Here is a 24,443-nt window from a genome sequence, read left to right as displayed (position 1 = left end):
AACTGCTTCGGCATGCTCTTGCGCGAAGCCGGCCACAGCCGTGTGCCCGATCCTCCGCACAGGATGGCCGGCGTGATGGTGGCGGATGGCGGGTTCATCGAGAATGTCCTCATGGGAGGGACTCTTAGCCCGACCCAGCATAACGGCCTTCAGCCTCAAAAGTGCTAACGGCCGACGCGAGGCGCGCGAAAGTCGGTAAGCCGCCGGGTCCTGCCTCGTCCCGCCGGCGGCGCCGGCGCGCCGACCCTACCACTTCCGCGTCCATGCAGGCGACCCGAGGCAGGCCTCCGCCCAAGCGAGAGCCGACCTCGGGCTCCGAACGCCAGAACCCCGATTTTTCAACCACTTGGCCGCTCTCACGGTCATGTATTCGCTCGGCGCAAGCAAATAGAAGTCGTGTGTTCGCGATCTTAATCGAGGTTAATGAGGCTTCATTGCTCTAAGAATATGGTCTTCCTGCGCCGCTGAGGCCGGCAGAGGCTTGGCGGCGGCAAGCAAGACAAAGAATTTGCCATCAAAGCGAAACGGTAAAACCTGGAGAGGAGATCGAAGATGCCGCCCGTCACCCCTCAATTTGGCACGCCTGGCAATGATGTATTCCCGGGTTCGGACATATTGGCGGCGTTGCCTCCAAATCTCTATTACGCTCTTGCCGGCAACGATACGGTCGACTCCGGTCCCGGCGACGACACCGTTTATGGCGGCGCCGGCGATGACTCGATTTCCGGCGGAATCGATAATGACCAGTTGTTCGGCGGCACAGGCGCGGACACGCTCGATGGCGGCCAGGGCGAGGACCTGTTGAGGGGCGGGGCCGGCGCCGACAATCTGAACGGCGGGGCTGGGGACGATACGGTCTATGGCGGCGCTGGCGATGATCTCGTCCATGGGGGAAGCGGGGACGACTGGATCAGTGGCGGCGCAGGCGCTGACAGCCTCTACGGGGACGCTGGCGCGGACACCATCCACGGAGGCGCAGGCGCGGACGTCGTGGACGGCGGCGCCGGCGATGATGAGATTCACGGCGGCAGCGGGGCGGATACGCTTTACGGCGGCGCCGGGGCGGATGTCATTCACGGCGGCGCCGACAATGACCTGATCGACGGAGGCGCGGGTGACGACACCCTCTATGGCGGCGCTGGAAACGACACCCTGGATGGGGGCGCGGGTAATGACGTCCTGCATGGCGGCGCGGGGGCCGACGTGCTGAATGGCGGAGCTGGCGACGACCTGCTCGACGGCGGCGCCGGGAACGACACCCTCTCCGGCGGCGCAGGTGACGACACGCTCCTGGGAGGCGAGGGCGCGGACCTGCTCCACGGTGGTGACGGCGCCGACAGCCTGGATGGCGGCCTGGGCAACGATACGCTCTACGGCGATGCGGGGAACGACACGCTGCTCGGCGGCGCCGGAGACGACGAACTGCACGGCGGTGACGGCGCCGACAGCCTCGACGGCGGCCTCGGCAATGACACGCTCTTTGGCGACGCGGGCGCCGATACGCTGCTCGGCGGAGCCGGGGACGACCAGCTCCATGGCGGCGACGGCGCGGACTCGCTCGATGGCGGGCTCGGCAATGACGCCCTGTATGGCGACGCCGGCGCCGACACGCTGCTCGGCGGCGAAGGCAACGACTCCCTCTACGGCGGTGACGGCGCCGACAGCCTCGACGGCGGCCTCGGCAATGACACGCTCTACGGCGACGCGGGCGCCGACACGCTGCTCGGTGGCGCTGGAGACGACCAGCTCCATGGCGGCGACGGCGCGGACTCGCTCGATGGCGGGATCGGCAACGACGCGCTCTATGGCGACGCCGGCGCGGACACGCTTCTGGGCGGCGAAGGCAATGATTCCCTGTACGGCGGCGAGGGGGCCGACAGCCTCGACGGCGGCCTGGGCAACGACACGCTCTACGGCGATGCGGGCGCCGATACGTTGCTCGGCGCGGCGGGCGACGACCAACTCCATGGCGGCGACGGGGCGGACGCGCTCGACGGCGGGATCGGCAACGACGCGCTCTATGGCGACGCCGGCGCCGACACGCTGCTCGGCGGCGAAGGCAACGACTCCCTCTACGGCGGTGACGGCGCCGACAGCCTCGACGGCGGCCTCGGCAATGACACGCTCTACGGCGACGCGGGCGCCGACACGCTGCTCGGTGGCGCTGGAGACGACCAGCTCCATGGCGGCGACGGCGCGGACTCGCTCGATGGCGGGATCGGCAACGACGCGCTCTATGGCGACGCCGGCGCGGACACGCTTCTGGGCGGCGAAGGCAATGATTCCCTGTACGGCGGCGAGGGGGCCGACAGCCTCGACGGCGGCCTGGGCAACGACACGCTCTACGGCGATGCGGGCGCCGATACGTTGCTCGGCGCGGCGGGCGACGACCAACTCCATGGCGGCGACGGGGCGGACGCGCTCGACGGCGGGATCGGCAACGACGCGCTCTATGGCGACGCCGGCGCCGACACGCTTCTGGGCGGCGAAGGCAACGACTCCCTCTATGGCGGCGATGGCGCCGACAGCCTCGATGGTGGCCTGGGCGACGATACGCTCTACGGCGACGCGGGCGCCGACACGTTGCTCGGCGGGGCCGGAGACGACCAGCTCCATGGCGGCGACGGCGCGGATTCGCTCGACGGCGGGATCGGCAATGACGCGCTCTATGGCGACGCAGGCGCGGACACGCTGCTGGGCGGCGAGGGCAACGACTCCCTCTACGGCGGCGAGGGGGCCGACAGCCTCGACGGCGGCCTGGGCAACGACACGCTCTACGGCGATCCGGGCGCCGACACGCTGCTGGGCGCAGCGGGCGACGACCAGCTCCATGGCGGCGACGGCGCGGACTCGCTCGACGGCGGGATCGGCAATGACGCGCTCTATGGCGACGCAGGCGCAGACACGCTGCTGGGCGGCGAGGGCAACGACTCCCTGTACGGTGGGGAGGGGGCGGACAGCCTCGACGGCGGCCTGGGTAATGACACCCTGTATGGCGATGCGGGCAATGACACGCTGCTGGGCGCAGCGGGCGACGACCAACTCCATGGCGGCGACGGCGCGGACTCGCTCGACGGCGGGATCGGCAATGACGCGCTCTATGGCGACGCAGGCGCAGACACGCTGCTCGGCGGCGAGGGCAACGACTCCCTGTACGGTGGGGAGGGGGCGGACAGCCTCGACGGCGGCCTGGGCAATGACACCCTGTATGGCGATGCGGGCAATGACACGCTGCTCGGGGGAGCCGGCGACGATCAGCTTCACGGAGGTGACGGAGCGGACTCGCTTGATGGCGGGCTCGGCAACGACACGCTCTACGGCGACGTAGGCGCCGACACGCTGCTCGGCGGAGCCGGGGACGACCAGCTCCATGGCGGCGACGATGCGGACTCGCTCAACGGCGGCATTGGCAATGACGCGCTCTACGGCGACGCAGGCGCAGACACGCTGCTCGGCGGGGAAGGCAACGACTCCCTCTATGGCGGCGACGGGGCGGACAGCCTCGACGGCGGCCTGGGCAATGACACCCTGTTCGGCGATGCGGGCAACGATACGCTGCTCGGGGGAGCCGGGGCGGACGAACTTCACGGTGGCCTTGGGGACGACTCCCTCACGGGAGGCACGGGCGCCGATACGCTTTACGGGGATGACGGGGCGGACACGCTCTCGGGCGGGACTGGCGACGACGTCCTCTATGGCGGCGACGGGGCGGACAGCCTGGATGGCGGCGCAGGCGCCGACTGGATGGACGGCGGCGCAGGAGCCGACTCCCTGTTGGGTGGGGCCGGAAACGACACGATCTACGGTGGTGGCGGCAATGACACCATCGACGGCGGGTCGGGTGACGACTCCATCTCGGGCGGGGCGGGCGATGACTCGATCGCCGGCGGCCTGGGGGCCGACGAGATCCATGGCAACGGCGGCCTCGACACGATCTCGGGCGGAGCTGGCGACGACACGATCTATGGAGGCGCCGGCGCCGATCTCATCAGCGGGGACGCAGGCGCGGACGTCATCTACGGAGGCGGCGGCGCGGACACGCTCGATGGCGGCGCGGGGGACGATATCCTCCATGGCGGCCCGGGCGACGACAGCCTCTACGGCGGCGCCGGAGCGGACACGCTCTATGGCGGCTCCGGGAACGACGCCATGTGGGGCGGCGCGGGCACGGATCGCTTCGTGTTCACCGAAGACAACCAGGCGAACGGCGCCGACGTCATTCATGACTTCTCGGCGACCCAGAAGGATGTGGTCGAAATCCACGAGACCGGCGTCGTCGCGAATGTCGTCGATGACGGCGTGAACACGACCATCGACTTCGGCGCTGGCGACACCATCACCATCGAGGGCCTGACATCCGGGACCTCGGGCACGACCACCATCGCGGCCATCAATCTCGCCCTCGGCTACACGGCCATCGAGGAGCATTGATCCGAAGGACCGGGGCGGCCGCCAGCCGCCCCGGTCCGGCCGCCCTCCAGCTAGTCCACTGTAACTAGTCCGAATGTGCGTTAACGCGCGCTGGACCGATTACCTCATATGGGCAATTGCAACCGCAGGTAGTATGAAGCACAATTTTAATTGAAGGTTACATCTAAAAGTATAGTCCATTAACGAAGTTCATACCTTCATTTACGCGGCGTCGGGCACCGGCGCTTCGGTCAGGGGGCGTAAGATGACTGCAGATATCGCGATGTCGTCGTTCCAGAAAAAGGAGAGCACTCCTTTTTCGCCTGATGAACTTCCGATGCTGGCCGGTCGTCCTGTACCATTGAAGCACCTGTCCGCGGGGGAAGAGCTGTTCGCCCCCGGCGCTCGCACGGACGATATCTATGGCATCGTCTCCGGATGGGCCTATTCCTACCGTCTTTTCGAAGACGGCCGTCGTCAAATAAACGCCATCGAACTGCCGGGTAGCCTCATCGGCGTGGCCAGCAGCGGGCGCGACGGGGCAGCGGTCGGCTGCGCCACCCTGACGCCGGTGGTCTATTGCGTCTATCCGCGCGCGGTTCTGTTCGGCCGGGTCATGAGCGAGCCGGCCCTCGGCCTGCGCATCGTGTCCGAGGTCGTTCGCCAGGAGGTCCTGATCCGCGAGCGTCTGTCGGATGTCGCCCGCCGCCCCGCGCGGGAGCGCATCGCCAACTTCCTGCACGAACTCTATTGCCGGCGGCGCATCAGCGGCCCGCTCGACCGGCCGTTCAGCATTCCCCTGACCCAGTCCCATATCGCGGACGCCCTCGGGCTCACGCCAATCCACGTCAGCCGCACGCTGCGGGAGTTCAAGCGCGACCGGATCGCGACCTATGTGGGGCATGATCTCCAGATCATCGATCCCGGCAAGCTCGCCCGGATCAGCACGCTGGACCTGGGCTACACGCGCTGGCTCGCGGGGTCCGGCCAGGTGACGCCGGTGGAGCCGGCTGCCCCGCCGCCGCACGGCGCCTCCATGCGCCCCGTTCTGGAGGCGCGCCCGGGCTGAAGCCGGCTCTCGTCGACGATTCCGCCGTATTGCGACGGCGGAGCCCCCGACGTGCCGGCCGGCTTGCGCAACTTCCTTGCAGCCTTCCCCCATTGGTCATGAGGCCAATCGTCTGCGCGCCGCTGGCGCTCCGACCTCTCCTGCGGTCGGAGCCGATCGGCGTCCAGCGCCGGGCCTCGACTGAGCTCAGCTCTCCACGCGGGTCTCGCGCGTCGGCGAGACGGCCGGCTCCTGCGATGCCGGTTGCGCCGCGAACACCGCCACCTCGGTCCGGTTGCGGGCGTTCAGCTTGCGCATCAGGCTGCGCACGTGGACCTTGACCGTGCCCTCCCGCAGCTTCAGCTCGGACGCGATCACCTTGTTGGCCTTGCCATGGCGCAGCAGCGCCAGGACATCGCTCTCGCGGCGGCTGAACGCGGCGTGCGGCGCGGGCGCGCGCCCGCTGTCCGGCGACCGCGGCTGGCGGTTGGAGCGCTCGGCGGCCAGCCGCACGAGCGCGGCGGACGGCACGAACTCGCCCCCCGCGAGTAGGATCCGCAACGCGTGCGCGAGGGCGTCGGCCGCCATCGACATGGGCAGGTAGCCCTCGACCCCGGCCTTGACGGCGTCCGAGACCACCCGCGGATCCTCGCAGTCGGAGATCACCGCGACCGAACTCCCGGGGAAGGGCGCTCGGATGGAATCCAACTCGCGCAGGAATTCCGGCAGTTCGTTGTCGTTGAGGACGAAGACCATCAACTCGGGCGCGAGCCCCTCTTCCGGTTCGGCTGGCGCATGGTCTGAGCAAGTGATCGCGAAGTCCGGCGCCTCTCGCGTGAGATGAGCAGCCAGGAGGTCGCGCCAAATTGTCTTAGCCGCAACCAGAAGAACGCGACGGTCCGGGTGCGCTGGCATCGTTTGCTCCCTACGTGCACGATCTTAAGGGTTATCCATCCCGACATATTTATTAAAGTACAACATTATGGTGCCTGCCCGGCGCGCGCCTGAACATCCGGCGTCTGGTACTAGACTGGAAGTTGTAGCTGTTCGATTGGCGAGTTGCTCAGCGCGAGCGCCTACCACGGGAGGCCTATCTCCTTAGGCCGTGTTGATCGGCATGTCCTTCCGAAGACAATGAACCACTCGGCGTCGGGCCGACCTGTGAACAGGCCGCCTGTGCGCCCTGGGCTTCTTGCCCTCGCGGTTTCGATTGGCGCTGGGGAGCGACACCATGGCTCTGTTCCGTGACCGAGGCCACGTGCGCTCCAATGACGACGGAACAGAAGCCCAGACCCTCCACGAGGCGTTGCGCGAGTGCCGCTCGGCCCTGTGGCGGCTCGTCCTCGTGGGCAGCTGCGTCAACGTCCTCGCGCTCACGCCGCCCCTGTTCGCCATGCAGCTCTACGACCGCGCCCTGAGCAGCGGCCGGGTCGAGACCCTGGTGATGCTCACGGTGCTGGCCCTGTTCGCGCTCGCCATGATGGGGCTCTTCGAAGCCGTGCGGGAAATGATGCTCGCCCGCGTCAACCGCTGGCTCGACCGGCGCCTGACGGGCGATCTCATCTCGTCCAGCGTGCGCGCGAGCCTGCGGGGGCTCCCGCCCTCCGCCCAGGCTCTGCAGGACCTGACGACCATCCGGACCGTTCTGAGCGGCCCGGGCGTTCAGGCGCTGGCCGATCTGCCCTGGGCTCCCGTCTTCATCATCGTTATCAGCTTCATCCACCCCCTGCTGGGGCTCGTGGCCGTCCTTGCGGTCGCGGCGGCGCTCACCATCCTCGCCATCGCGGAGACGACCTCCCGCAGGGCGCTTCGCGAGGCCAGCCGCAGGATCACGCAGAACATGGCGCGCGCCGAGACGGCGGTGCGCAATGCCGACGTGTTCGAGGCCATGGGGCTGCTGCCCACCTTCCTGAAGCAGTGGAACGAGCGCAACGAGCCGGCTTTGCGCGATCAGCTGCGGGCGGCGGACGGCAACGCCGCCCTGCACGGACTTTCCCGTTTCCTGCGCATGGGCGCGCAAATCGCCGTGCTGGCGCTGGGCGCCTATCTGGTGGTCGGCAATGAACTCTCGGGCGGCGGCATGATGGCGGCCTCCATGCTGCTGTCGCGCGCCCTGATCCCGGTGGAGCAGGTGATCGGGGCCTGGCGGCAGTTCGTGGCGGCCCGGGACTCCTACGACCGGCTCTACGCCATCATGCGCCTTGTCCCGCGGCGCCCGGCCGCCATGCCCCTTCCGCGGCCCGCGGGCGAGGTGTCGTGCGAGGGCCTCACCTACTACACCGGCGGCCGCAAGGATCCGCTGCTCGACAACATCCGCTTCAAGCTGCCGGCCGGCGAGATCCTGGGCGTCATCGGCCCCTCCGCCTCCGGCAAGTCCACCTTGTGCCGGGCGATCGTCGGCATCCTGCCCCCGACCCGCGGGCGTGTGCGCCTCGACGGTCAGGACGTTTTCGCCTGGCCCTCCGACCAGGTGGGGCGCTTCATCGGCTACCTGCCGCAGGAAGTGGAGTTGTTCGAGGGCTCGGTGCGCACCAACATCGGCCGCCTGAACCCGGAAGCCGATCCCGCCAAGGTGGTGGAGGCGGCCCGCTCCGCGGGCGTGCATGAGATGATCCTGCGCCTGCCGGAGGGTTACGACACCGAGGTCGGCGCGGGCGGGGCCATGCTGTCCGGCGGCCAGCGCCAGCGCATCGGCCTGGCGCGGGCCCTATTCGACCGGCCGCCGCTCATCGTGCTCGACGAGCCCAACGCCAGCCTGGACGCAGAAGGCGAGCTGCAACTCATCCGCGCCATGCAGATCGCCAAGGCCTGGGGCAGTACGGTGATCATCGTCGCCCACCAGCCCCACATCGTGAAGCCCGCAGACAAGCTGCTCGTCCTGCGAAACGGGCGCGTGGACCTCTACGGCGACCGGGACGAGGTGCTGGCGACGCTCCGCCCCATCCAGCCGCAACGACCCCGGCCCACATCCGCCCCTGTCCCGGCGCAGGCCGGCCAGGGCGGACGCGCGGCCGTCGGCGCCCTCCCGGGCGCGCCCCACATTCAACCGACCCCGCTCTCCTGAGCGCGCCAGGAGCCCGCCATGTCAGACCACGCAGTGGCCCGCCCACCCGCCCTCCGGCGCGAACCGAGCCTGGCGCTCTACCCGGAAAGCGGGCGCCTGCGCCTCGGCGCGGAGCTGTCCGCGTTGTCCAGGGTGCTTGTGGCCGCGGCCGTGCTGTTCTTCGGCGTCTGCGGCGGATGGGCCGCCACGGCCAGACTTTCCGGCGCCGTCATCGCGTCCGGCGCCGTGGCGCCCGAAAGCACGCGCCAGACCATCCAGCACCTGGAAGGCGGCATCATCCGCGCCCTGCCGGTCAGCGAGGGCGATCACATCCACAAGGGCGAGCCGCTCGTCATGCTGGACGACGTCGCCAACCGCGCCGACATCGTGGCGCTCTCGACCCGCGTCTTCGCCCTGGCGGCCAAGGAGGCCCGGCTCAACGCCGAGCGGGCGGGCGCGAGCCAGATCGCCTTCGAGGATCCCGTCCTGGTCGCGCCCGACAAGGCGGACCCGGATTTCGCCATTCGCCGGCAGGTGCAGCAGCAGGAGCTCGCCTTCTTCAGGACGCGCCAGGGAAGCCTCCAGTCCCAGCGCAACGTCCTGAACCAGCGCATCGCCCAGCTCCAGGCCCAGAGCGTCGGCTTCGAGACCCAGCTCGGCGCCGTGCGGCAGCAGCTCGCGCTTTTGCGCCGCGAGATCGCGGTCGCCGACGACCTGTACAAGCGTGGCTACGAGAAGCTGCCGCGCCTGCTCTCGCTGCAGCGGTCGGAGGCCGACCGCCAGGGCGCCGAGGGCGAGCTCTCCGCCAACCTCGCGCGCGCTGGCGACCAGATCAGCGAGATCCGCGCCCAGATCGCGGCCCTGGACACCAAGCGCCTGGAGGAGATCGACGGCGAGCTGGCCGATCTTCGATCGAAGCGCGCGGACGCCGAGGAGACCGTCCGCAAGACCCAGGACAAGCTCGAGCGCTCCGTCGTGCGGGCGCCCGTGAACGGCGTCGTCCTCAACCTGCGCTTCAAGACCCTGGGCGGGATCGTTCGGCCGGGGGAGCCGATCATGGAGATCGTCCCGACCGACGACACGCTGATCATCAACGCCCGCCTGTCGCCCAGGAACATCGACGAGGTCCAGCTCGACAAGCCGGCCCACGTCATCTTTCCGTCCTACACCCAGCGCGGCCTGCTGCGCATTCCGGCCCGGCTCATCCAGGTCTCTCCGGACAGCATGACGGACGATCGGACCGGTCAAAGCTACTACGCCGCCAAGGTCGCCGTGGACCGCGAGGAACTGAAGCGGATCGCGCCCCAGGTGGAGCTCGTGCCGGGCCTGCCGGCCGAGGTCTATATCGCGACCACGGAGCGCACGGTGCTCGACTACATCCTGCAGCCCCTGAGGCTGCTGCTCGAGCGAGGCATGCGGGAAACCTGACGGCGGCGCGCCTCCGCGCGCACGCCCGGGCGGGGCTCTCAGTTCTGGCTCACGCTCGGCCGCTCCATGGCGCCGAGCTTGGTGGCGCCGGCCGAGGCCGGGGCGGGGGCGGGGGTGGCCGCAGGTCCTTCCGCCGTGGCGTCGAAGCGGGCCAGCTGGACCTTGATGATATCCCCCGGCTCAATGGGCGTGGTTTCAGTGGCGGCTGTCTCCACCGGCTCGCCGTTGACCTTCCGCACGATCGAGTAGCTCGGCGGCGCCATGGTCGCCTTCAGGCGCTCGGCCAGCAATTGCGGCGCAGTGTACTCCGACTCCCGCAGCAACTGCTCCGTGGTGTTGGCCTTCCGGCTCGTTTCCTCCAGCTTCGCCTGGGTTGTCCGAAGTTCGACCAGCAGGTCGTTGGAGCGCTTGTTCTTCAGCTCGAGGATGGAGATGTCCGCCTTGCTGATCTCCTGTCGCGCCCGCATGCCGGCGGTCTCGACCCGGAGCCGGTCGCCTTGGATCTGCGCGACCGTGCGCTCGAGCGACAGCTGGCGAGGTGAGACCGCGAGGCCCTTTTCCACCAGCGAGGCGACGCTCTGCAGCTCCTTCTGCACCAGCTTGAGCTGGGTGTCCTCCGTCGCCAATTGCGCGCCGAGCGAATCGACCTCTTTTTGGAGATACGTCTTGAGCTCGTCCAGGGCGCCGAGCTGGGTCCGATAACCTTCCAGGCGCGCCTTCATGATCATGCGCTCCTGCTGCATGAGCAGGCTGATCGCAGCGTCGTTGGCGCGGCCCAGCAGCTCGGGAGGCGTCTTGAAGTCCTGCTGGCCGGCGATCTCGGCCTCCAGGCGTGAGCGGCGGACGAGCAGCTGGTTGATCTCCCCGGCGAGGATCTGCAGGTCGCCGCGCGACGAGATCGCCTCGCGGGCCAGCCGGATGATCCCGGGGTCGGACACCCGCTGCAGGCCGCCCGCGAGCGAGACCGCCTGGAGCACCGTCATGGCCGGGCGATAGGGATATTCCCCGGGCTTGTCGACCTGGCCGCTGACGTAGAACGGCCGGAACTGGACGACCTCGGCCGAGGCGTCGGGCCGTTCCACGAGTCCCAGGCGCCGCTTCAGACGATCCGCCAGCGAGCTCGCAAGGGCTTCGGTCGTCAGCCCCTGGGCAGGCAGTTCGCCAACGAGGGGCAGCGAGAGCATTCCGGACGGACCGACGACGAATTCGTCGCTGAAGGCTTCGAGTTCGAAGATCTCGTCCTTGGAGGCCCTCCACTCGTAAACCTTGAGCCGCACCTTGTCCTGCGGGCCCAGCATGTAGGCCGTGTCGGCGGCGCGCGCGACGGGGCCGCACAGCAGGAAGGCGAGCGCGGAAACGCCGGCCCGGATCGTGGCCAGCCGGCGGCGGCTGCGCGTGTCCGTCATGGGGGACTCCTCAAAGGGACAGGACATGTTCGGGGTCGATGCGGCCGCGCAGCACGTCGGCGGCCGCCATGATGTTTCCGCGCAGCCGCCCGCGGCGGTCCACGAACGGCTCGGGCCTGAGGCTCTTGACGATGTTCGCCGCCAGGTTGCGGCCCATCTGGGCCAAGGCCACCGAAGCCGGGACCGTGCCCTTGCGCATCAGGTAGATGGGGTTGACCACCTGGGAATAGCCGAACCGGACGCCGCTCGTGCGTCCTGACTTGACCCCCAGATGCACGCCGAGCAGGGACTCGAGTTGCACGATCCGCCCGCGCTTCGCGACCTGCCGGCTGAAGTCGACGTCCTCTTGCCAGCCATAGAGCACCAGGCGTTCGTCGAAGCGGAGCGACCCGATGCTGGCGGCCCGGAAAGACATGTTGCAGCCATAGGCGGAAGGCTGTGAGTGGACCCGGTCGCCGGGCGAGCCAGCCTCGGCTTGCGCGAGCAGGCGCACTCCCTCTTCGAATGAGAGCCCCGGGCCCATGATGCCGTCACGGATCACCGTGCCCATCATGGCGGCCCACTCGGGGTGCTCGGCGAAGCCGCGCTCCACATGGGCCAGGTAATCCTGGCCCGGAAGGAAATCGTCGTCGAAGAAGGTGACGATGTCGAAGGGCTCGGAAAGCGCGTCCAGGCCTCGGTTGCGCTGTTTCGTCAGCCCCGGGGGGCCGAACACGGCGCGCAACGGATAGCGGCTGGGCGTGAAGGGCTCGAGGTGGCTCGCGTCCGGCGCCGAGACGATCACGAGGTCGGGCGCCCGCGTCTGCTGTTCGAGGTGGGCCAGCGTGCGGCTGACGAGCGAACTCCTGCCATAGGTCGCGATGATCACCGCGAGTTTCATGCGCCTTCCTTCTCGCCGACCGACACACGCCGCCGCGTCGAGGCGCGGGGCTTGGCCGAGCGTAGCGGCGCGAAGGCGCCGGTCGAACATCCGCTTAAGCGGTGGTCCGAGGCCTGCGGGGCGGGCGCGGTACCACCTTCGGGCGAGGCCGTCAGCCGGCTGCCCCGGCTGCTAAGCCTCTGGGCCGTCTTGGGGCCCGCGCCGCCTCGGCGGACGGTGGTGGGGTGAATGAAGTCGCGATCGCGGCCGATGCAAAGAGGATGCTTGCGCGTTGACGATTCTGAGACAGCCCCGATCCTTCAGGCCCGCCGCGGTGGTCGAGGATATGAGGGGGACGCCGGCTCAGGCCGGTCCCATCACGCGCCCCCAGCGGGTCGCTATCGTCCACGACTGGTGCCCGTCGTTTCGGGGCGGCGAGCGGGTGCTCGCGGAACTCTGCGGGATCTTCCCGAACGCGGAGGTGTTCACGCTTTTCGATTTCCTGAGCGACGAGGTGAAGGCCCGTCATTTCCCGGGCGTCCGCTTCCACACGTCCCCGGCCAATCGGCTGCCCTGGGTGGGGCGCTACTACCGGTCGCTGTTCTTCCTCTGCCCGTTCCTGATTGAGCAGTTCGACGTGACCGGCTTCGACGCCGTGATCTCGTCCTCGGCGGCCTTCGCGCGCGGCGTCCTGACCCGGCCGGACCAGCCTCACCTCTGCTACGTGCACAGCCCCATTCGATACGCGTGGGACGAGCAGTTCTCCTACCTGGAGCAGGGACGGCTCGGGTTCGGCCCCAAGGGGCTGCTGTTCCGCTTCTTCCTGCACGGGCTGCGGACCTGGGACATCCGCACGGCCCACGGCCCGGACCGCATGCTGGCCAACTCCAGCTACGTGCGCAGCCGAATCCGCCGCATCTACGGACGTGATGCGGACGTGGTCCATCCGCCGGTGGACCTGGACGCCTTCACCTGCGTCGCCGAGAAGGACGACTACTACGTCACCGCTTCCTTCCTGGCCCCGTACAAGCGCACCGACCTGGTGATCCAGGCCTTCAACGCCATGCCGGACCGCCGCCTGCTCGTGGTCGGCGAGGGCCAGCAGGCCGCCGGCCTGCGCGACATCGCCGGTCCCAACGTCGAGTTCACTGGCTATCTCCCGCAGGCGGACTACGTGCGCGCCGTCGCGCGCGCCCGCGCGCTCGTGTTCGCGGGTTGCGAAGACTTCGGCATCGCGCTCGCGGAGGCGCAGGCTTGCGGCACGCCCGTGATCGCCTTCGGACGGGGAGGGGCCCGCGACATCGTGCGCCCGCTCGGGCGCGAGCGCCCCACAGGCGTACTGTTCGACCGCCAGACCGTGGCCGCGCTCGCGGACGCGGTGGAGCGCTTCGAGCGCGAGGGCGGGGCGATCACGCCCGCCGCCTGCGCCGACAACGCCGCCCGCTTCGCGGCCGCGCGCTTCAGGCGCGAGGTGGTGAGCGCGTTCGACCAGGTGTGGGCGCAGCACGCGGACGAGGGGGCGCCTTAGGCGCCGGCCTGCCCGCTCGGGCCGCCGCGGCGGGGTTCGCCCTAGGCTTGGGCGACGTAGGCCAGGGGCGGCGCCAGGATCCCGTCCAGGGCGGCCATTTCCCGGAGATAGATCTCCGCCGAATCCCGCCAGCTGAACAGCGCCGCCCGGGCGCGGCCCTGGGCGATCTTCGCGTTCCGCAAGCTGGCATCCGCCCGCAGGCGCAGGATCGCCTGCCTCCACGCTTCGGGATCCTCCGGCGACGCATACAGGATGGCGTCGCCGCCGATTTCCGGCATGCTGGCGCGATCCGAGGAAACGACCGGGCAGCCGCGCGCCATCGCCTCGAGCACCGGGAGCCCGAAGCCCTCGGTGAAGGACGGAAACGCCAGGCAGAGGCTCTCCGCCATCAGGGCCGCGAGCGCGCCGTCGTCGACCCGTCCCAGCTTCGAGACATTGCCGCCGAAGGTCGCCGCGCCGCCTTGGTGCACGCGCTGGTCGAGACTTCCCGCGATCGCGAGGCGAACGCCGTCCGGCTCCAGGCGACGCGCCACCTCCAGCATCAGCTCCATGTTCTTGTGGGGCGCCGGGCTGCCGATCATCAGAACCGTGTCCGGGCCGCCGCGGGCCAGCATGGCGGGCGCGAAGCGGGACGACCAGCGCCGGGCGTGCTCATGGCCGTTGGGCGCGACAAAGATCTTCGACCTCGGCGCGATGCCGAACGCCTCCAACTGCGACGCCGAGAAATGGGACACCGTCGCCACCCGCGCCACGCGTCGGCCAAGCGCCGGCTGCAACACCCGGTAAAGGGCGCGGAACGGAAGCGAATAGCTGGCCGGAAAAAGCCGGGCGTTCACGTCGTGCATGCAGACGATTTGCTTGCGCACCGAAAGGGGCCCCGTGTTGCCTAAGCTGATCAGGCCGCCCGTCACGGCGCCCGGGAGCGTGAACTGCTCCCACCAGTGGCCCGGTCGCCCGGGCAAGAGCCTGGGGCGGATGGCGCGCAACATCGGCGCCCCGGAAGCCAGAGGCGGATGCGCCAGGGTCACGTTCAGGCCCCGGGCCCAAGGAGATCCGTCGGCGATCAGGTCATCGAGCGCGGACACGATTTCCCAGGCGTAGCGTTGGACGCCCGTGCCGGGCTGGGCAAGGAAGCGCCCGTTGATCGTCCAATCGCGCATGACGGGCGCCGTCCGGCGGGGACCGGTCCGCTCGCCATCCAGCACGACAAGCTTCGGCGCACGGCGGGGCGGACGGGGTTCGAGGGAGGCTTTCGAAGGCATGCGTGCGGACCTCGTGGCCCAGCGCGTGAGCCTTCGGAAGCGTAGGATTCCAGCCCCCACGAATGAACGTGGGCGAAGGTGGGAGGGGCCTACCCCTTAGGCGGCGCCTTTCGCCAGGGACGCCTCGAATGCTGTGCTGCGGGCAGGAGCAGCCTCGATCGGCAGTTTCGCGTCATAGGCCCGCAAGGCCGCCGCGTGGGCCGCCTCCGACAGCCGTTCCCAAAGGCCAGGATCATCGCACAGTCGCACCAGGGCGGCCGCCGCATAGTCCACGTCAGGCTCGGCCCACTCTCCCCCGGAGTAAACGCCAGCGGCGTCCTGGACGGGCGTGAGCCTGTACGGGACCAGGATGCTGTCGGACGCGCTCATGAACTCGAGATTTCCGGACCATCCGGTCCCGATGACGGGAATGCCGCGCGCCATGCTTTCCAGCATGGGCAATCCGAAGCCCTCCGCCCGGTGCAGCGACAGCAGCACGTCCGCCCTTGCGAACAGCGAGTCCATGCCAGCCTCGTCCAGATACCCGCTGGCGACCTCGATGTTCGGCGCCGCGAGATCCCGCGCGAAACTGTCCACTTCGTCCGGGCGCCCGTTCAGTTTCACGATGAGGCGCGCTCGGGGCGAGGCTCCGAAGGCTGCCCGGAACGCCGCTACGGCGCCGGCCGGGTTCTTGCGGCTGATGCTCGACCGGCTGTCCGCCATGCACAGCGCCGTCAGCGGTTCGTTCGCCTGGCGCCGGCGGCGGGCGTGAGGCTCGACGATGTGGGGCGCGACGTGGATCGGCTTGGCGAAGAGCTGCCGAAGGCTGTCGCGCGCGTGCCGGCTGGGCGTCCAGATTTCGTGGACGAGGGCGTCGAGGCCGGCCCAGGACGGCGGTGGCGAGGCGAGTTCCCACGCCCAGTATGCGATCCGATAGGCCCGCCCCGCCGCGGGCGCGACAGCGCCCAGGAGGGCCGCTGTCTCTGGTCCGCCGCTATGGACGATGTACAGGGAGGCGGGCCTGTGCTCGGCGCGCCAGAACGGGTTGCGCAGCGCCGGGGCCGCGTCGATCAGCTCGGCCTCGATCCCGCGCCGGCGCAGCGCCGCGTATTGAAGGCGCGCTCCTTCCGCGATGCCGTTGCGCCGGCCGAGGGGAGCCACGATGGCGACCCGTTCGAAGGAGCGGGGCGGAACGCCCGGGGGCAGGGTGGCGCGCAGCCAGGCGTAGCGAGCCCGGTTGAGCCAGGTGGCCGCGAGGGCTTTGCCGCGTTTCAGCATGCGGAGCGACCGCCCGACTGGAGACCGCACGCCATCCCCTCTGGTGGGGAGGCGAAATTCTTCATCCTTTCCGGCGCCCAGAAGGCGGGGTGGGCGGCGTTCATCCGGCGCTTTTCTCCAGTAAGATGCTGAGTTTCAAAGGTGATGGCGTTCCATCCTCGCTTGGAGACGCACTTTGGAGGTATTCGGTGCGTGGCGAGCGATGACGAGGCGTTTGCGCAATTCGCGGTGATCGGGAAAACCCTCGGCCAGTTCCGCGTTAGGGAAAACGGTAACTATCTTTTCGCCAAAGTTGGTCGTCAGTGCTTAGACTCTGTTGCGATTCGAGGAGATCGAACGCCGATGCTGGGCTGACTGGAGAGACCATCGTGACCTGGGCCTTGTGCGCCATCGGCCTGAGCGGCCTCCTCCTGGGAACGCGCTTCCGAGCGCCGGCGCTGATCGTCGCCTCGGCGCTCGCCCTCTTCGGCCTGCTCGCGACCGGATTGGCTCTCGAATGGCCCGCCAGCCGCATCGTCATACGCGTGGTGGCCGGGGTCGCGGCTCTGCAGGCTGGCTTCGGACTTGGCGTGCTGTTGACCTGGCGCGCCGCGCAGCGCCGCCAGGAGGCGGCCTCGCACCCCGCGCAAAGAAGCCGCAACGTCCGCCTGACCCGCTGAGCCGCGCTCAGGCGGTCTCGTCGAAGTTCATCACCGCCGGGATGGTCTTGGCCAGGATCACCACGTCGGACCATAGCGACCAGTTCTGGACATACTCGCAGTCGAGGGCGATGCGCTCCTCGTAGGTGCGCAGGTTGCGCCCGCTCGTCTGCCACAGGCCCGTGAGGCCCGGGCGCGCGCGCGCGTAGTCGGCCGCGTGCGCGCCGTAGCGCTCGAGCTCGTCCGCGGGCACCGGGCGCGGGCCCACGCAGCTCATGTCCCCGCGCAAGACGTTGAACAACTGCGGCAGCTCGTCGAGGCTGGACTTGCGCAGCATGGCGCCGAGCGGCGTGACCCGGGGGTCATTGTGCAGCTTGCGAAATTCCCGCCATTCCCGCGCGGCGGCCGGGTCGCTCGCCAGGTGCCGGCGAAGCGCCAGGTCCGAGTCCTTCACCATGGTGCGGAACTTCAGGCAGCTGAACGGGCGTCCGTTCTGCCCGACGCGGGTATGGGAGTAGATCACCGGGCCGCCCATCTTGGCCCTGATCAGCGCCATGATGAACAGCATGATCGGCAGGAGGAGAACGAGGGCCAGAAGCGCGATCGCGAGGTCCAGGACGCGCTTGGGCCAACCCCCGACGGCGGCGCCCGTATCAGGTCCGCGGCGCGCGAGTTCGGCGGTCGTCGTCGTCTGTTCGGCGGCAAGGTCGAAACCCTGAACGCCGCTTGGGGTGGCGAATGGTGCCAAGGCGGACGCCTCCTTCACCCGGGTCCGTGTCACGGCCGAAACCGCAAGCATGCTGCTGGGCTGGTCCTGCATCCGGTCCTTGATGACGCTTCGAACCAACTTCAGTTGTCTCACGCTGTTCGGCGACACTGACGCCTAGTCTTCAAAGCAACTGTCGTTACAAGGCCTTGTCGCTCAAAGGCGAGCAAAAGGGGTATGTGGGTGAAGGGCTGCAGATAAGCCTCGCTCTAAGGGGTTATGAAACTTCCCGAAGGCCGCCCGGCCGCCAGCGCAGGATAGAAGTCGCGCGTTTCGGAACAGGGGCAGGAGCCTCAAAGCGAGGCTCGCCCGGTCAGGACCTGAAGTTGCGCGACGGGGCTCGCGCTCCGGTCGGGCTGCGCCTCCAGCCGAAGCCGCGTCGCGCCGACGACGGCGAGGGCATAGAAGAAGAGCAAACCTGGGTCGGCGCTTCCGCCGCTGATGGACTGGGCGAGGAGATAGGTCAGAGCCGCAGCCCGGGCGGCCGCAGCGGTTGCGGCCGTCTTCGCCAGGGGCGAGCGCGGGTCGACCCTGAGATCGGCGAACGTGAGATGTCCAACAAGCGTCATCATGAGCGCAGTGCCCACGACGCCAAGTTGCGAGAGCACCGCCACCACCCAGCTGGAGGCTCGCGAGCTGCCAAATCCCACGCCCAGCCCATACGTGTCTACGAATGAGGCGAGGCTGCGCATGTTCCAATAAGTGCGCTCCTGGCCCGACCCCGAATTGGCCTTGTTCAGGAGGGTGGAGTCCACGAGCTTGAACACGGAATCGAGGGCGTGGTCGTCGTGAAGCATGATGCCGACGACCGCCATCGCGCCGAAGATCCCGGCGACCGCGATCGCGAGATCCTCCTTTGTGAGGCGGTCTGTGAGCACGGCCCGCACAAAGCTGATGACAACAGGAACGCCGAGCGCCGCGAGCCCGACATAGCTGGTCGACGAGGTCGACAGCAGCGTCAGCAACAGCATCAGAACGCCGAGCGCCAAGGCTCGCCTGGAGCCTGTCCTGCGCCAGTACACGTAACAGAAGGCGATGCAGGCCAGGCATGCGGCTCCGAACGCGCTCGCCTCGGAGTACCCGCCCACGAGCCGGGCGAAGCCCGCTTCTTCGGCTTCCGTGAGCATGGCGTAGCTGGCGGAGCGAATGGGCTTCAGCAAGTCGCCCGCGCCGCTCATTTTCCCGAGCGCGTCCGCCACTCCCAGGGAGGCTTCGGCGATCACGAAGGCGAACAGGCCCTGACCGGCTCGCCGGAGGAGGACGTCGCTCCGGAGCCTGATGCTCAGGATGAGGTAGGTCAGAATGCCGAGGATCAGGTAGCCCGTCTGCGTGATGTTGCCGGACACGGGTTCGAGGGGCACCTCCACGACATAGCCCGACACAGGCACGAAGGCGGTCGTCTGGCTCGCGAACAGTCGCGGCAGGATGATCGCGCTCGAAAAGCTGTACAGGCCCAGCGCCACGGCGACCCACGCGATGGGATGTTCCCGGAAGAGGGTGGCGCATTCGGACAGAAGCGAACGACGGATGGAGGCCAGCCCGAGCAGGACGAGAACGAAGACGACGCTGATCAGGGGGGTGGAGCCGCCAAGCGCCTTGACGGCTCCGATCGAGGTCGCGCCGAAAGCCAAGGCGATCGGCAGGCCCAGGATGATCGGGGCGCGGAGGAAGGCGCCGATCAGGATGATCACGGCGCAGACGATGAGGCCCGGAATGGAAGGTTCCATGTCAGCGCCCTTCAGGTAACGGTCATGCCGGGCCGGAAGGCCTAGACCCCTTCGCGCGCCAGCTCGGGCCGGCGTTCGGCCGCCCAGGTCGGATGCCTCCGCCGCGTGTGCTGGATGAGCGCGATCCCGAACCCGAGCATGGCGCCCAGGACCGCGGACAGCCCCAGGATGGGCCGGGTGCGCGGATAGGTGTTCGAGAGCGGGCGGGTCGCCGGGGTGATCACGCGAGCGTCCGGGGCCGGAGCCGATTCCCGCTGGACGGCTTCCGAATAGGACTGAAGGAACGTCTCGTAGATCTTCCGATAGGTCGCGGCGGTCGCTTCCAGCTCTTCCAGCGTCGGCCGGGCGCGCCCGTCGGGGCCCGCCTCTGGTTCTCGAACGACGCGGTAGTCGTGGCTCGACTTGAGCTGTTGCACGCGCTCGACGGCGGCGTTCAGCTGGCCGCGGATGTCGCTGATGCGGCTCTCCAGCCAATCCGATCCTTGCCGCGCAGCCTCGAGGCGGGACTCCACCTGGCCATCGATGTAGGCGGCCGCCGTGGCGTTGGCGATGCGGGAGGCCTTGTCCGCCTCCCGCGAGGCGAATGAGATCTCAATCACGTAGGAAAGCCCGACGCGCCGCACGTCGAGGCCCTGCTCGAACGAACTGATCGCGATGCGCCGCCTTTCGAAGTCGCCGAGCGCGGGCGGAGGCGAGCCGAACATGCCGGTGATGCGGCCGAGCAGGCCGGGCTTGGGAGAGACGAACTCGGGGTCGTCCGTCAGGTGAAGCCGGTCGATAACCGCGGACGAATTGTTCTCCGACCGCAGCACGGCCAGTTGGCTTTCCACCTGCGCATTGTCGAGCGAGAACACCACCTCGCCCACCTGGTCGCGCAGCAGCTGCGGGGTGCGAGTGGCGATCAGCAATTGCGTTTTCGCCAGATAGATGGGTTCGGCCGTGTTCACATAAAGCGCGCCGAGTGCCAGGCCTGCGAGCGTGCATGCTCCGATGATGGAGATGTTTCGTTTTGTGAAACGGGCCAGATCGGCGGGCCGGATATATTCGCTGTGCGGAGCTGGGTGCGGCTCCACAGGCGGGCGGCGATTCTGCACGGAATCAAGCATTGCGAAGTCCTGAGCGATGGGGCGCGAGGCGCGCGGCGATGGTCGACGCGAGTCCTTCGTCCCACGGGGGGAGGTCGACGAACGGCAAGCCTGACGACAGTTGCGGGGCGACGAGAATGGCTCGGCGGCGGGCGACGGCCGCCGCGCAGGCCTCTCTGAGTCGATCGAAGCCGACAGCATGGGCGATCAGGCCCGCCATCACGCCGTCTCCGACGTCTCCATTCTGGCCGCCGTGGGGGTCTGCGACGAAGTCCAGGGCGATTTCCGCGAGCCATTCGGGGAGAAAGGCTGACCGCCCCCGGAGCAGGCAGCCCAGCCAGGCGGCCAGCGTGAGGCTTTCGTGCATCGCCGCGTAGCGCGGCGCCCAGTGCGCGACGTTCACGCAGCCGACCGCGGACGCGACCACGGCGCTGGCGAACCCGTCGTCGTTCGCTTCTGTTTCGAATGAGGCCTGGCGAACATCCGGGGTCGCGCAGGCCCGGGCGATCCGGTCCAGCGATGCGAGCGCGCAGCCCTCGGCGATCCAGGCCGCCGCCGCAGGCTCTGCGATCCGGACGCGCGCGGCGTCGCCGGGAGCCCTGTCGCTCGAGAGCCGCAGCCCTGTCCCGGCCGTGACCACCCCGGCGCGGCGCAGCAGGGCGGCGATGTCGGCCGGGTCCTGGCCGAAGCGTTCGGACAATCGATCCGCTGCCGCCGCGAGGGCCCCCTCGATGCACTGCCCGAGCGCGTCCAGGCCGGCGGGGCTGCTGTGGCGAGAGACCGAGCCCAACCCGGGCGCGTAAAGGACGAGCTCGTCGTCCGTCGTTGAAGCCCAGTCCCGCGTGCCCAGGCTCGCAAGCGGGCCGGCTTCGGCGAGGTCCTCGCCCCAGATCGAACCGGTCCGCGCGGGCGCGCCGCCGGAGCCCTGGCGGCGCAACATGCTGAAGACCTGACGGAACGGCGTAAGCGTAGGCATGGGTGACCTCGGGGCCTAAGACTCGCCGGCCCTCTGGCGAGCCTAGGTGGACCCGCAAAGGGAATGAACGTGCTCGAACGGGGTAAGGCGACTATCCCTTTGGGGGCAGTCAGCCCGGGGGGCCTGTGTGAACGGGCCATCGCCTAGGCGCGGGCGTCGGAAAGCAGGGCCGACCAGTTCGCGATGTAGCGGTCGAAGGACAGGCTGGCGGCCTGGGCCTTGGCCTTTTCCAGACGCCAGCGCCGTTCCGGCTCCGGCATGTCCACCAGGTGGCGAAGGCCCTCCGTGATGGCTTCGACCGAAAGCGGGTCCGCCATCACGGCTCCGTCCCCGACCGCCTCGCGCTGGACCTCATGGGTGCTGACCAGCGAGATCAGGCCGTGCTGGGCGGCCTCGAGCGCCGGCAGGCCGAACCCTTCCAGCAGGCTCGGCAGCACGAAGCCGGAAGCGTTGCGGTAGAGCCAGCGGATCTCGGCGTCGCTGCAGAAGCCAAGATAGCGGGCTCCGGGAGTCCGGGCCGCCGCAGCCTCGATGGCTTCCGTGTTGTTCCCCCGGGGGCCGCAGAACACATAGGAGTAGCCGCGCTCCGCAAGCCCCGATCGGGCGAACGCCTCCAGGACGCGCAGGTAGTTCTTCCGCACCTCCAGCGCCCCGACCGTGAGCAGGAACGGCTTGGCCACACCCGCCGGGGCGACGAGATCGCCCTGGTCCGAACCGGGGCGGACATAGAGCGGGATCACCTTCAGGAACCGGAAGTCGCTCCCGAAGCACGCGACGAACTCGCGACGCGACGCCTCGCTCACGAACACCATCCCGGGCCTGGCGCGCTGGATCTTCGCGTAGGCGGCGCGGTACATCGCCGTCGTGGTGTCGTCGAAAAGCCCGACGGTGTTCACCGGCCCCACGTCGTGGCACAGCACGATGTCGTTTTCTCCCAGCCGCGCCTGCAGGACGTAAAGCGGGTCCAGGTACAGGGTAGGCGGCCCGGCCCGGTCGCTCGCATCCTTCGGCGGCGCCTTCGCGCGCCAATGGGACAGCTCGTAGATCATGGCGCGCGCCATGAGCTTGCGAACGAGGCCCCGCGGCTCGCGCGGCAGGACGGCGCGCCAGTAGCGCACTCCCGAGAACCGCTCCGGAAGGTTGACGATGATGTCGCGGCAGACGTGGTAGGCGCCGGTCCGATTGAGGAGCGCCAGCGAGAAGTCGGCCACGTATTGTTGGGATGCCATTGCGAATGTTCACCCGATCGTGCCACTGCGGCGCCCTATCCTAGGCGCCTCGTAACGGGCCCCGGACCGGGCCAATGGGGGGATGACCCGCCAGGCAGGGTGTCACAATGGTCATTTCCGCGCTTGCCAGGACACGGCCTCCTAAGCCGAACGACATAGGCGCTCGTCTATTGGCCGTCTCTCTCTGCGGTCGGCAGTGAGGCCTAATGGAAACGGGAAGCGCGACGTGGCGCCTCCCTGCGCCGAAAGGGCGCTCACTGTCCTGATGCGCGCCGGCTGGGCCGGCTGCGCGGCGCGGCGCACGCGCAGCCGCAATCCGATGAGGAGCCGGTTCATGTCGCTGGGCATCTTGGCCGAGTCGCCGAACTCAACCCAGGCGGAGCTGGAGCTCCGCGCGGACGCAGGCTCGGCCGTGTCGCTCGAATTCAAACAGTCCAATCGCCTGCGCCTGAAGGCGCACCGGCTCATCCCTGGCGGAGCCCACACCTACGCCAAGGGCGATGATCAATACCCCATCCTGTCTCCGGGATTCATCGCGCGCGGGCAGGGGGCCCATGTCTGGGACGTGGATGGCAACGAATATGTCGAGTACGGCATGGGCAACCGCGCCGTCGGCCTCGGACATGCCTTTCCCGAGGTGCTTGAGGCGGCGCGGGCGGAGCTGGAGCACGGGTGCAACTTCACCCGCCCGGCCGCCATCGAGGTAGCCTGCGCGGAGGCGCTCCTGGGCGTCCTGCCCAACGCCGAAATGGTGAAGTTCTGCAAGGACGGCTCGGATGCGACCTCCGGCGCGGTGCGGCTCGCCCGCGCCTACACCGGCCGCGACATGGTGGCGATCTGCTCGGACCATCCCTTCTTCTCGACGGACGACTGGTTCATCGGCTCGACAGTCATGAACGCAGGCATCCCCGCCCAGGTGCAGGCCCTGACGGTTGGCTTCCGCTATGGGGACCTGGAGAGCGCGCGGGCGCTGTTCGACTCCCATCCAGGCCGCATCGCCTGCGTGATCATGGAGGCGGCCCGCATGGAGGATCCGCCGGCAGGCTACCTGCAGGCCATGGTGGACCTCTGCCACGCCAGGGGCGCCCTGTTCATCCTGGACGAGATGATCACCGGCTTCCGCTGGGGGCTGGACGGAGCGCAGGGCGTCTATGGCGTCGACCCCGACCTGTCATGCTTCGGCAAGGCGCTGGCCAACGGGTTTTCCGTGTCCGCGCTCGCCGGCAAGCGCGAGTTCATGCGGCTGGGCGGCCTCGAGCACACGGACCGTCCGCGCGTGTTCCTGCTCTCGACCACGCACGGGGCGGAGACGCACGCGTTGGCCGCCTGCATCGCCAATATCGGGGTCTATCGCCGGGAGCCCGTGATCGAGCACCTTGACGCGATCGGCTCGCGACTGCGCGCCGCCCTGGAGGAGGTCATCGCGACCCATGGCCTGCAGGCCCACGTGAAGGTGCTCGGCAAGCCGTGCAACATGGTGCTCGCCTCGACGGATCCCGACGGCAAGCCGTCCCAGGGATACCGGTCCTTGCTGTTGCAGGAGATGATCGCCCGCGGGGTCCTGTGTCCGTCCCTCGTCGTCAGCTATTCCCATACCGACGACGACGTGGCGCGGACGGCGGACGCCCTGGACGGCGCCCTGCGGGTCTACGCCCGGGCTCTGGAGGACGGCTACGCGCGACACCTCGTCGGCCGCCCGTCGCGCATCGTCTATCGCGCCTTCAACTAGGCGAAGGCGCCGCGGGTTCGCCCGGCCGGCCCCCGGGCTAGGCGAACCCTTG

At 68.9% G+C, this 24,443-nt stretch carries 19 protein-coding genes; 8 read left to right on the top strand and 11 right to left on the bottom strand.

Annotation, left to right across the window (positions count from 1 at the left end):
- A partial coding sequence (locus tag SLNSH_RS24625; RefSeq protein WP_146140288.1) for a sugar phosphate nucleotidyltransferase occupies positions 1-98 on the bottom strand: 98 nt, incomplete at its 3' end.
- 454 nt (positions 99-552) lie between these two features.
- On the opposite strand from SLNSH_RS24625, the gene SLNSH_RS16390 reads away from it, so the two are divergent.
- Positions 553-4,431 carry a calcium-binding protein gene (locus SLNSH_RS16390; RefSeq protein WP_146140287.1) on the top strand — a complete coding sequence of 1,293 codons (3,879 nt, stop codon included), beginning with the start codon at positions 553-555 and terminating at the stop codon, positions 4,429-4,431.
- Positions 4,432-4,747: 316 nt separating this feature from the next.
- On the top strand, positions 4,748-5,479 hold the full coding sequence (locus tag SLNSH_RS16385) for a Crp/Fnr family transcriptional regulator (RefSeq protein WP_158266789.1): 732 nt from the start codon (positions 4,748-4,750) through the stop codon (positions 5,477-5,479).
- A 186-nt stretch (positions 5,480-5,665) separates the two neighbouring features.
- Here the strand turns inward: SLNSH_RS16385 and SLNSH_RS16380 are convergent, their stop codons facing one another.
- Positions 5,666-6,373: a LuxR C-terminal-related transcriptional regulator gene (locus tag SLNSH_RS16380; protein WP_106338084.1), complete on the bottom strand. Its 708-nt coding sequence runs from the start codon at positions 6,371-6,373 to the stop codon at positions 5,666-5,668.
- 316 nt (positions 6,374-6,689) lie between these two features.
- On the opposite strand from SLNSH_RS16380, the gene SLNSH_RS16375 reads away from it, so the two are divergent.
- Positions 6,690-8,522, top strand: a complete 1,833-nt coding sequence (locus SLNSH_RS16375) for a type I secretion system permease/ATPase (protein ID WP_106338083.1) — start codon at positions 6,690-6,692, stop codon at positions 8,520-8,522.
- A gap of 18 nt (positions 8,523-8,540) precedes the next feature.
- Positions 8,541-9,929, top strand: coding sequence for an HlyD family type I secretion periplasmic adaptor subunit (locus tag SLNSH_RS16370; RefSeq protein WP_106338082.1), 1,389 nt, complete (start codon positions 8,541-8,543; stop codon positions 9,927-9,929).
- Between the two features lie 38 nt (positions 9,930-9,967).
- On the opposite strand, the gene SLNSH_RS16365 is transcribed toward SLNSH_RS16370, so the two are convergent.
- Together SLNSH_RS16365 and SLNSH_RS16360 are read right to left on the bottom strand one after the other, a co-directional pair.
- The gene (locus SLNSH_RS16365; RefSeq protein ID WP_158266788.1) at positions 9,968-11,335 is read right to left on the bottom strand and encodes a polysaccharide biosynthesis/export family protein; all 1,368 of its coding nucleotides are present in this window, start codon (positions 11,333-11,335) and stop codon (positions 9,968-9,970) included.
- A gap of 10 nt (positions 11,336-11,345) precedes the next feature.
- Entirely contained in the window at positions 11,346-12,215 is an 870-nt protein-coding gene (locus tag SLNSH_RS16360) for a glycosyltransferase family 2 protein (protein ID WP_106338080.1), read from the bottom strand.
- Positions 12,216-12,540: 325 nt separating this feature from the next.
- Between SLNSH_RS16360 and SLNSH_RS16355 the strand changes: the two genes are divergently transcribed.
- Positions 12,541-13,722, top strand: coding sequence for a glycosyltransferase (locus tag SLNSH_RS16355; RefSeq protein WP_106338094.1), 1,182 nt, complete (start codon positions 12,541-12,543; stop codon positions 13,720-13,722).
- Between the two features lie 41 nt (positions 13,723-13,763).
- Here SLNSH_RS16355 and SLNSH_RS16350 read toward each other — a convergent pair whose 3' ends face one another.
- Positions 13,764-14,984, bottom strand: a complete 1,221-nt coding sequence (locus SLNSH_RS16350; RefSeq protein ID WP_342587867.1) for a glycosyltransferase family 4 protein — start codon at positions 14,982-14,984, stop codon at positions 13,764-13,766.
- 96 nt (positions 14,985-15,080) lie between these two features.
- Positions 15,081-16,241 carry a glycosyltransferase gene (locus SLNSH_RS16345; protein ID WP_106338079.1) on the bottom strand — a complete coding sequence of 387 codons (1,161 nt, stop codon included), beginning with the start codon at positions 16,239-16,241 and terminating at the stop codon, positions 15,081-15,083.
- A 192-nt stretch (positions 16,242-16,433) separates the two neighbouring features.
- Here SLNSH_RS16345 and SLNSH_RS24930 point away from each other — a divergent pair, with 192 nt between their 5' ends.
- Complete coding sequence (locus SLNSH_RS24930) at positions 16,434-16,595, top strand: hypothetical protein (protein WP_158266787.1); 162 nt, start codon at positions 16,434-16,436, stop codon at positions 16,593-16,595.
- A gap of 14 nt (positions 16,596-16,609) precedes the next feature.
- On the top strand, positions 16,610-16,900 hold the full coding sequence (locus tag SLNSH_RS16340; protein WP_106338078.1) for a hypothetical protein: 291 nt from the start codon (positions 16,610-16,612) through the stop codon (positions 16,898-16,900).
- 7 nt (positions 16,901-16,907) lie between these two features.
- Here SLNSH_RS16340 and SLNSH_RS16335 read toward each other — a convergent pair whose 3' ends face one another.
- From SLNSH_RS16335 to SLNSH_RS16320, 5 genes are all read right to left on the bottom strand, one after another.
- Positions 16,908-17,699, bottom strand: coding sequence for a sugar transferase (locus SLNSH_RS16335; protein WP_106338092.1), 792 nt, complete (start codon positions 17,697-17,699; stop codon positions 16,908-16,910).
- Positions 17,700-17,938: 239 nt separating this feature from the next.
- A complete protein-coding gene (locus SLNSH_RS16330) occupies positions 17,939-19,372 on the bottom strand; it encodes a hypothetical protein (protein WP_106338077.1) in 1,434 nt (477 codons plus the stop codon).
- Positions 19,373-19,413: 41 nt separating this feature from the next.
- Positions 19,414-20,478, bottom strand: a complete 1,065-nt coding sequence (locus SLNSH_RS16325) for a GumC family protein (protein ID WP_158266786.1) — start codon at positions 20,476-20,478, stop codon at positions 19,414-19,416.
- Positions 20,471-21,433: a hypothetical protein gene (locus tag SLNSH_RS24925; RefSeq protein WP_158266785.1), complete on the bottom strand. Its 963-nt coding sequence runs from the start codon at positions 21,431-21,433 to the stop codon at positions 20,471-20,473. The genes SLNSH_RS16325 and SLNSH_RS24925 overlap by 8 nt, the downstream gene beginning before the upstream one ends.
- Before the next feature lie 143 nt (positions 21,434-21,576).
- Positions 21,577-22,662 carry a glycosyltransferase gene (locus tag SLNSH_RS16320; protein WP_106338075.1) on the bottom strand — a complete coding sequence of 362 codons (1,086 nt, stop codon included), beginning with the start codon at positions 22,660-22,662 and terminating at the stop codon, positions 21,577-21,579.
- A 334-nt stretch (positions 22,663-22,996) separates the two neighbouring features.
- On the opposite strand from SLNSH_RS16320, the gene SLNSH_RS16315 reads away from it, so the two are divergent.
- Positions 22,997-24,391 (top strand): glutamate-1-semialdehyde 2,1-aminomutase, encoded by a 1,395-nt coding sequence (locus tag SLNSH_RS16315; protein WP_106338091.1) that lies wholly within the window; start codon positions 22,997-22,999, stop codon positions 24,389-24,391.
- The last annotated feature ends 52 nt before the right edge of the window (positions 24,392-24,443 follow it).

The sequence above is a fragment of the Alsobacter soli genome, from assembly GCF_003004785.1.
GTDB classification, from domain to species: Bacteria; Pseudomonadota; Alphaproteobacteria; order Rhizobiales; family Beijerinckiaceae; genus Alsobacter; species Alsobacter soli.
Note: the sequence above shows the minus strand (reverse complement) of the source record. Positions and strands in the feature narration are given on the sequence as shown.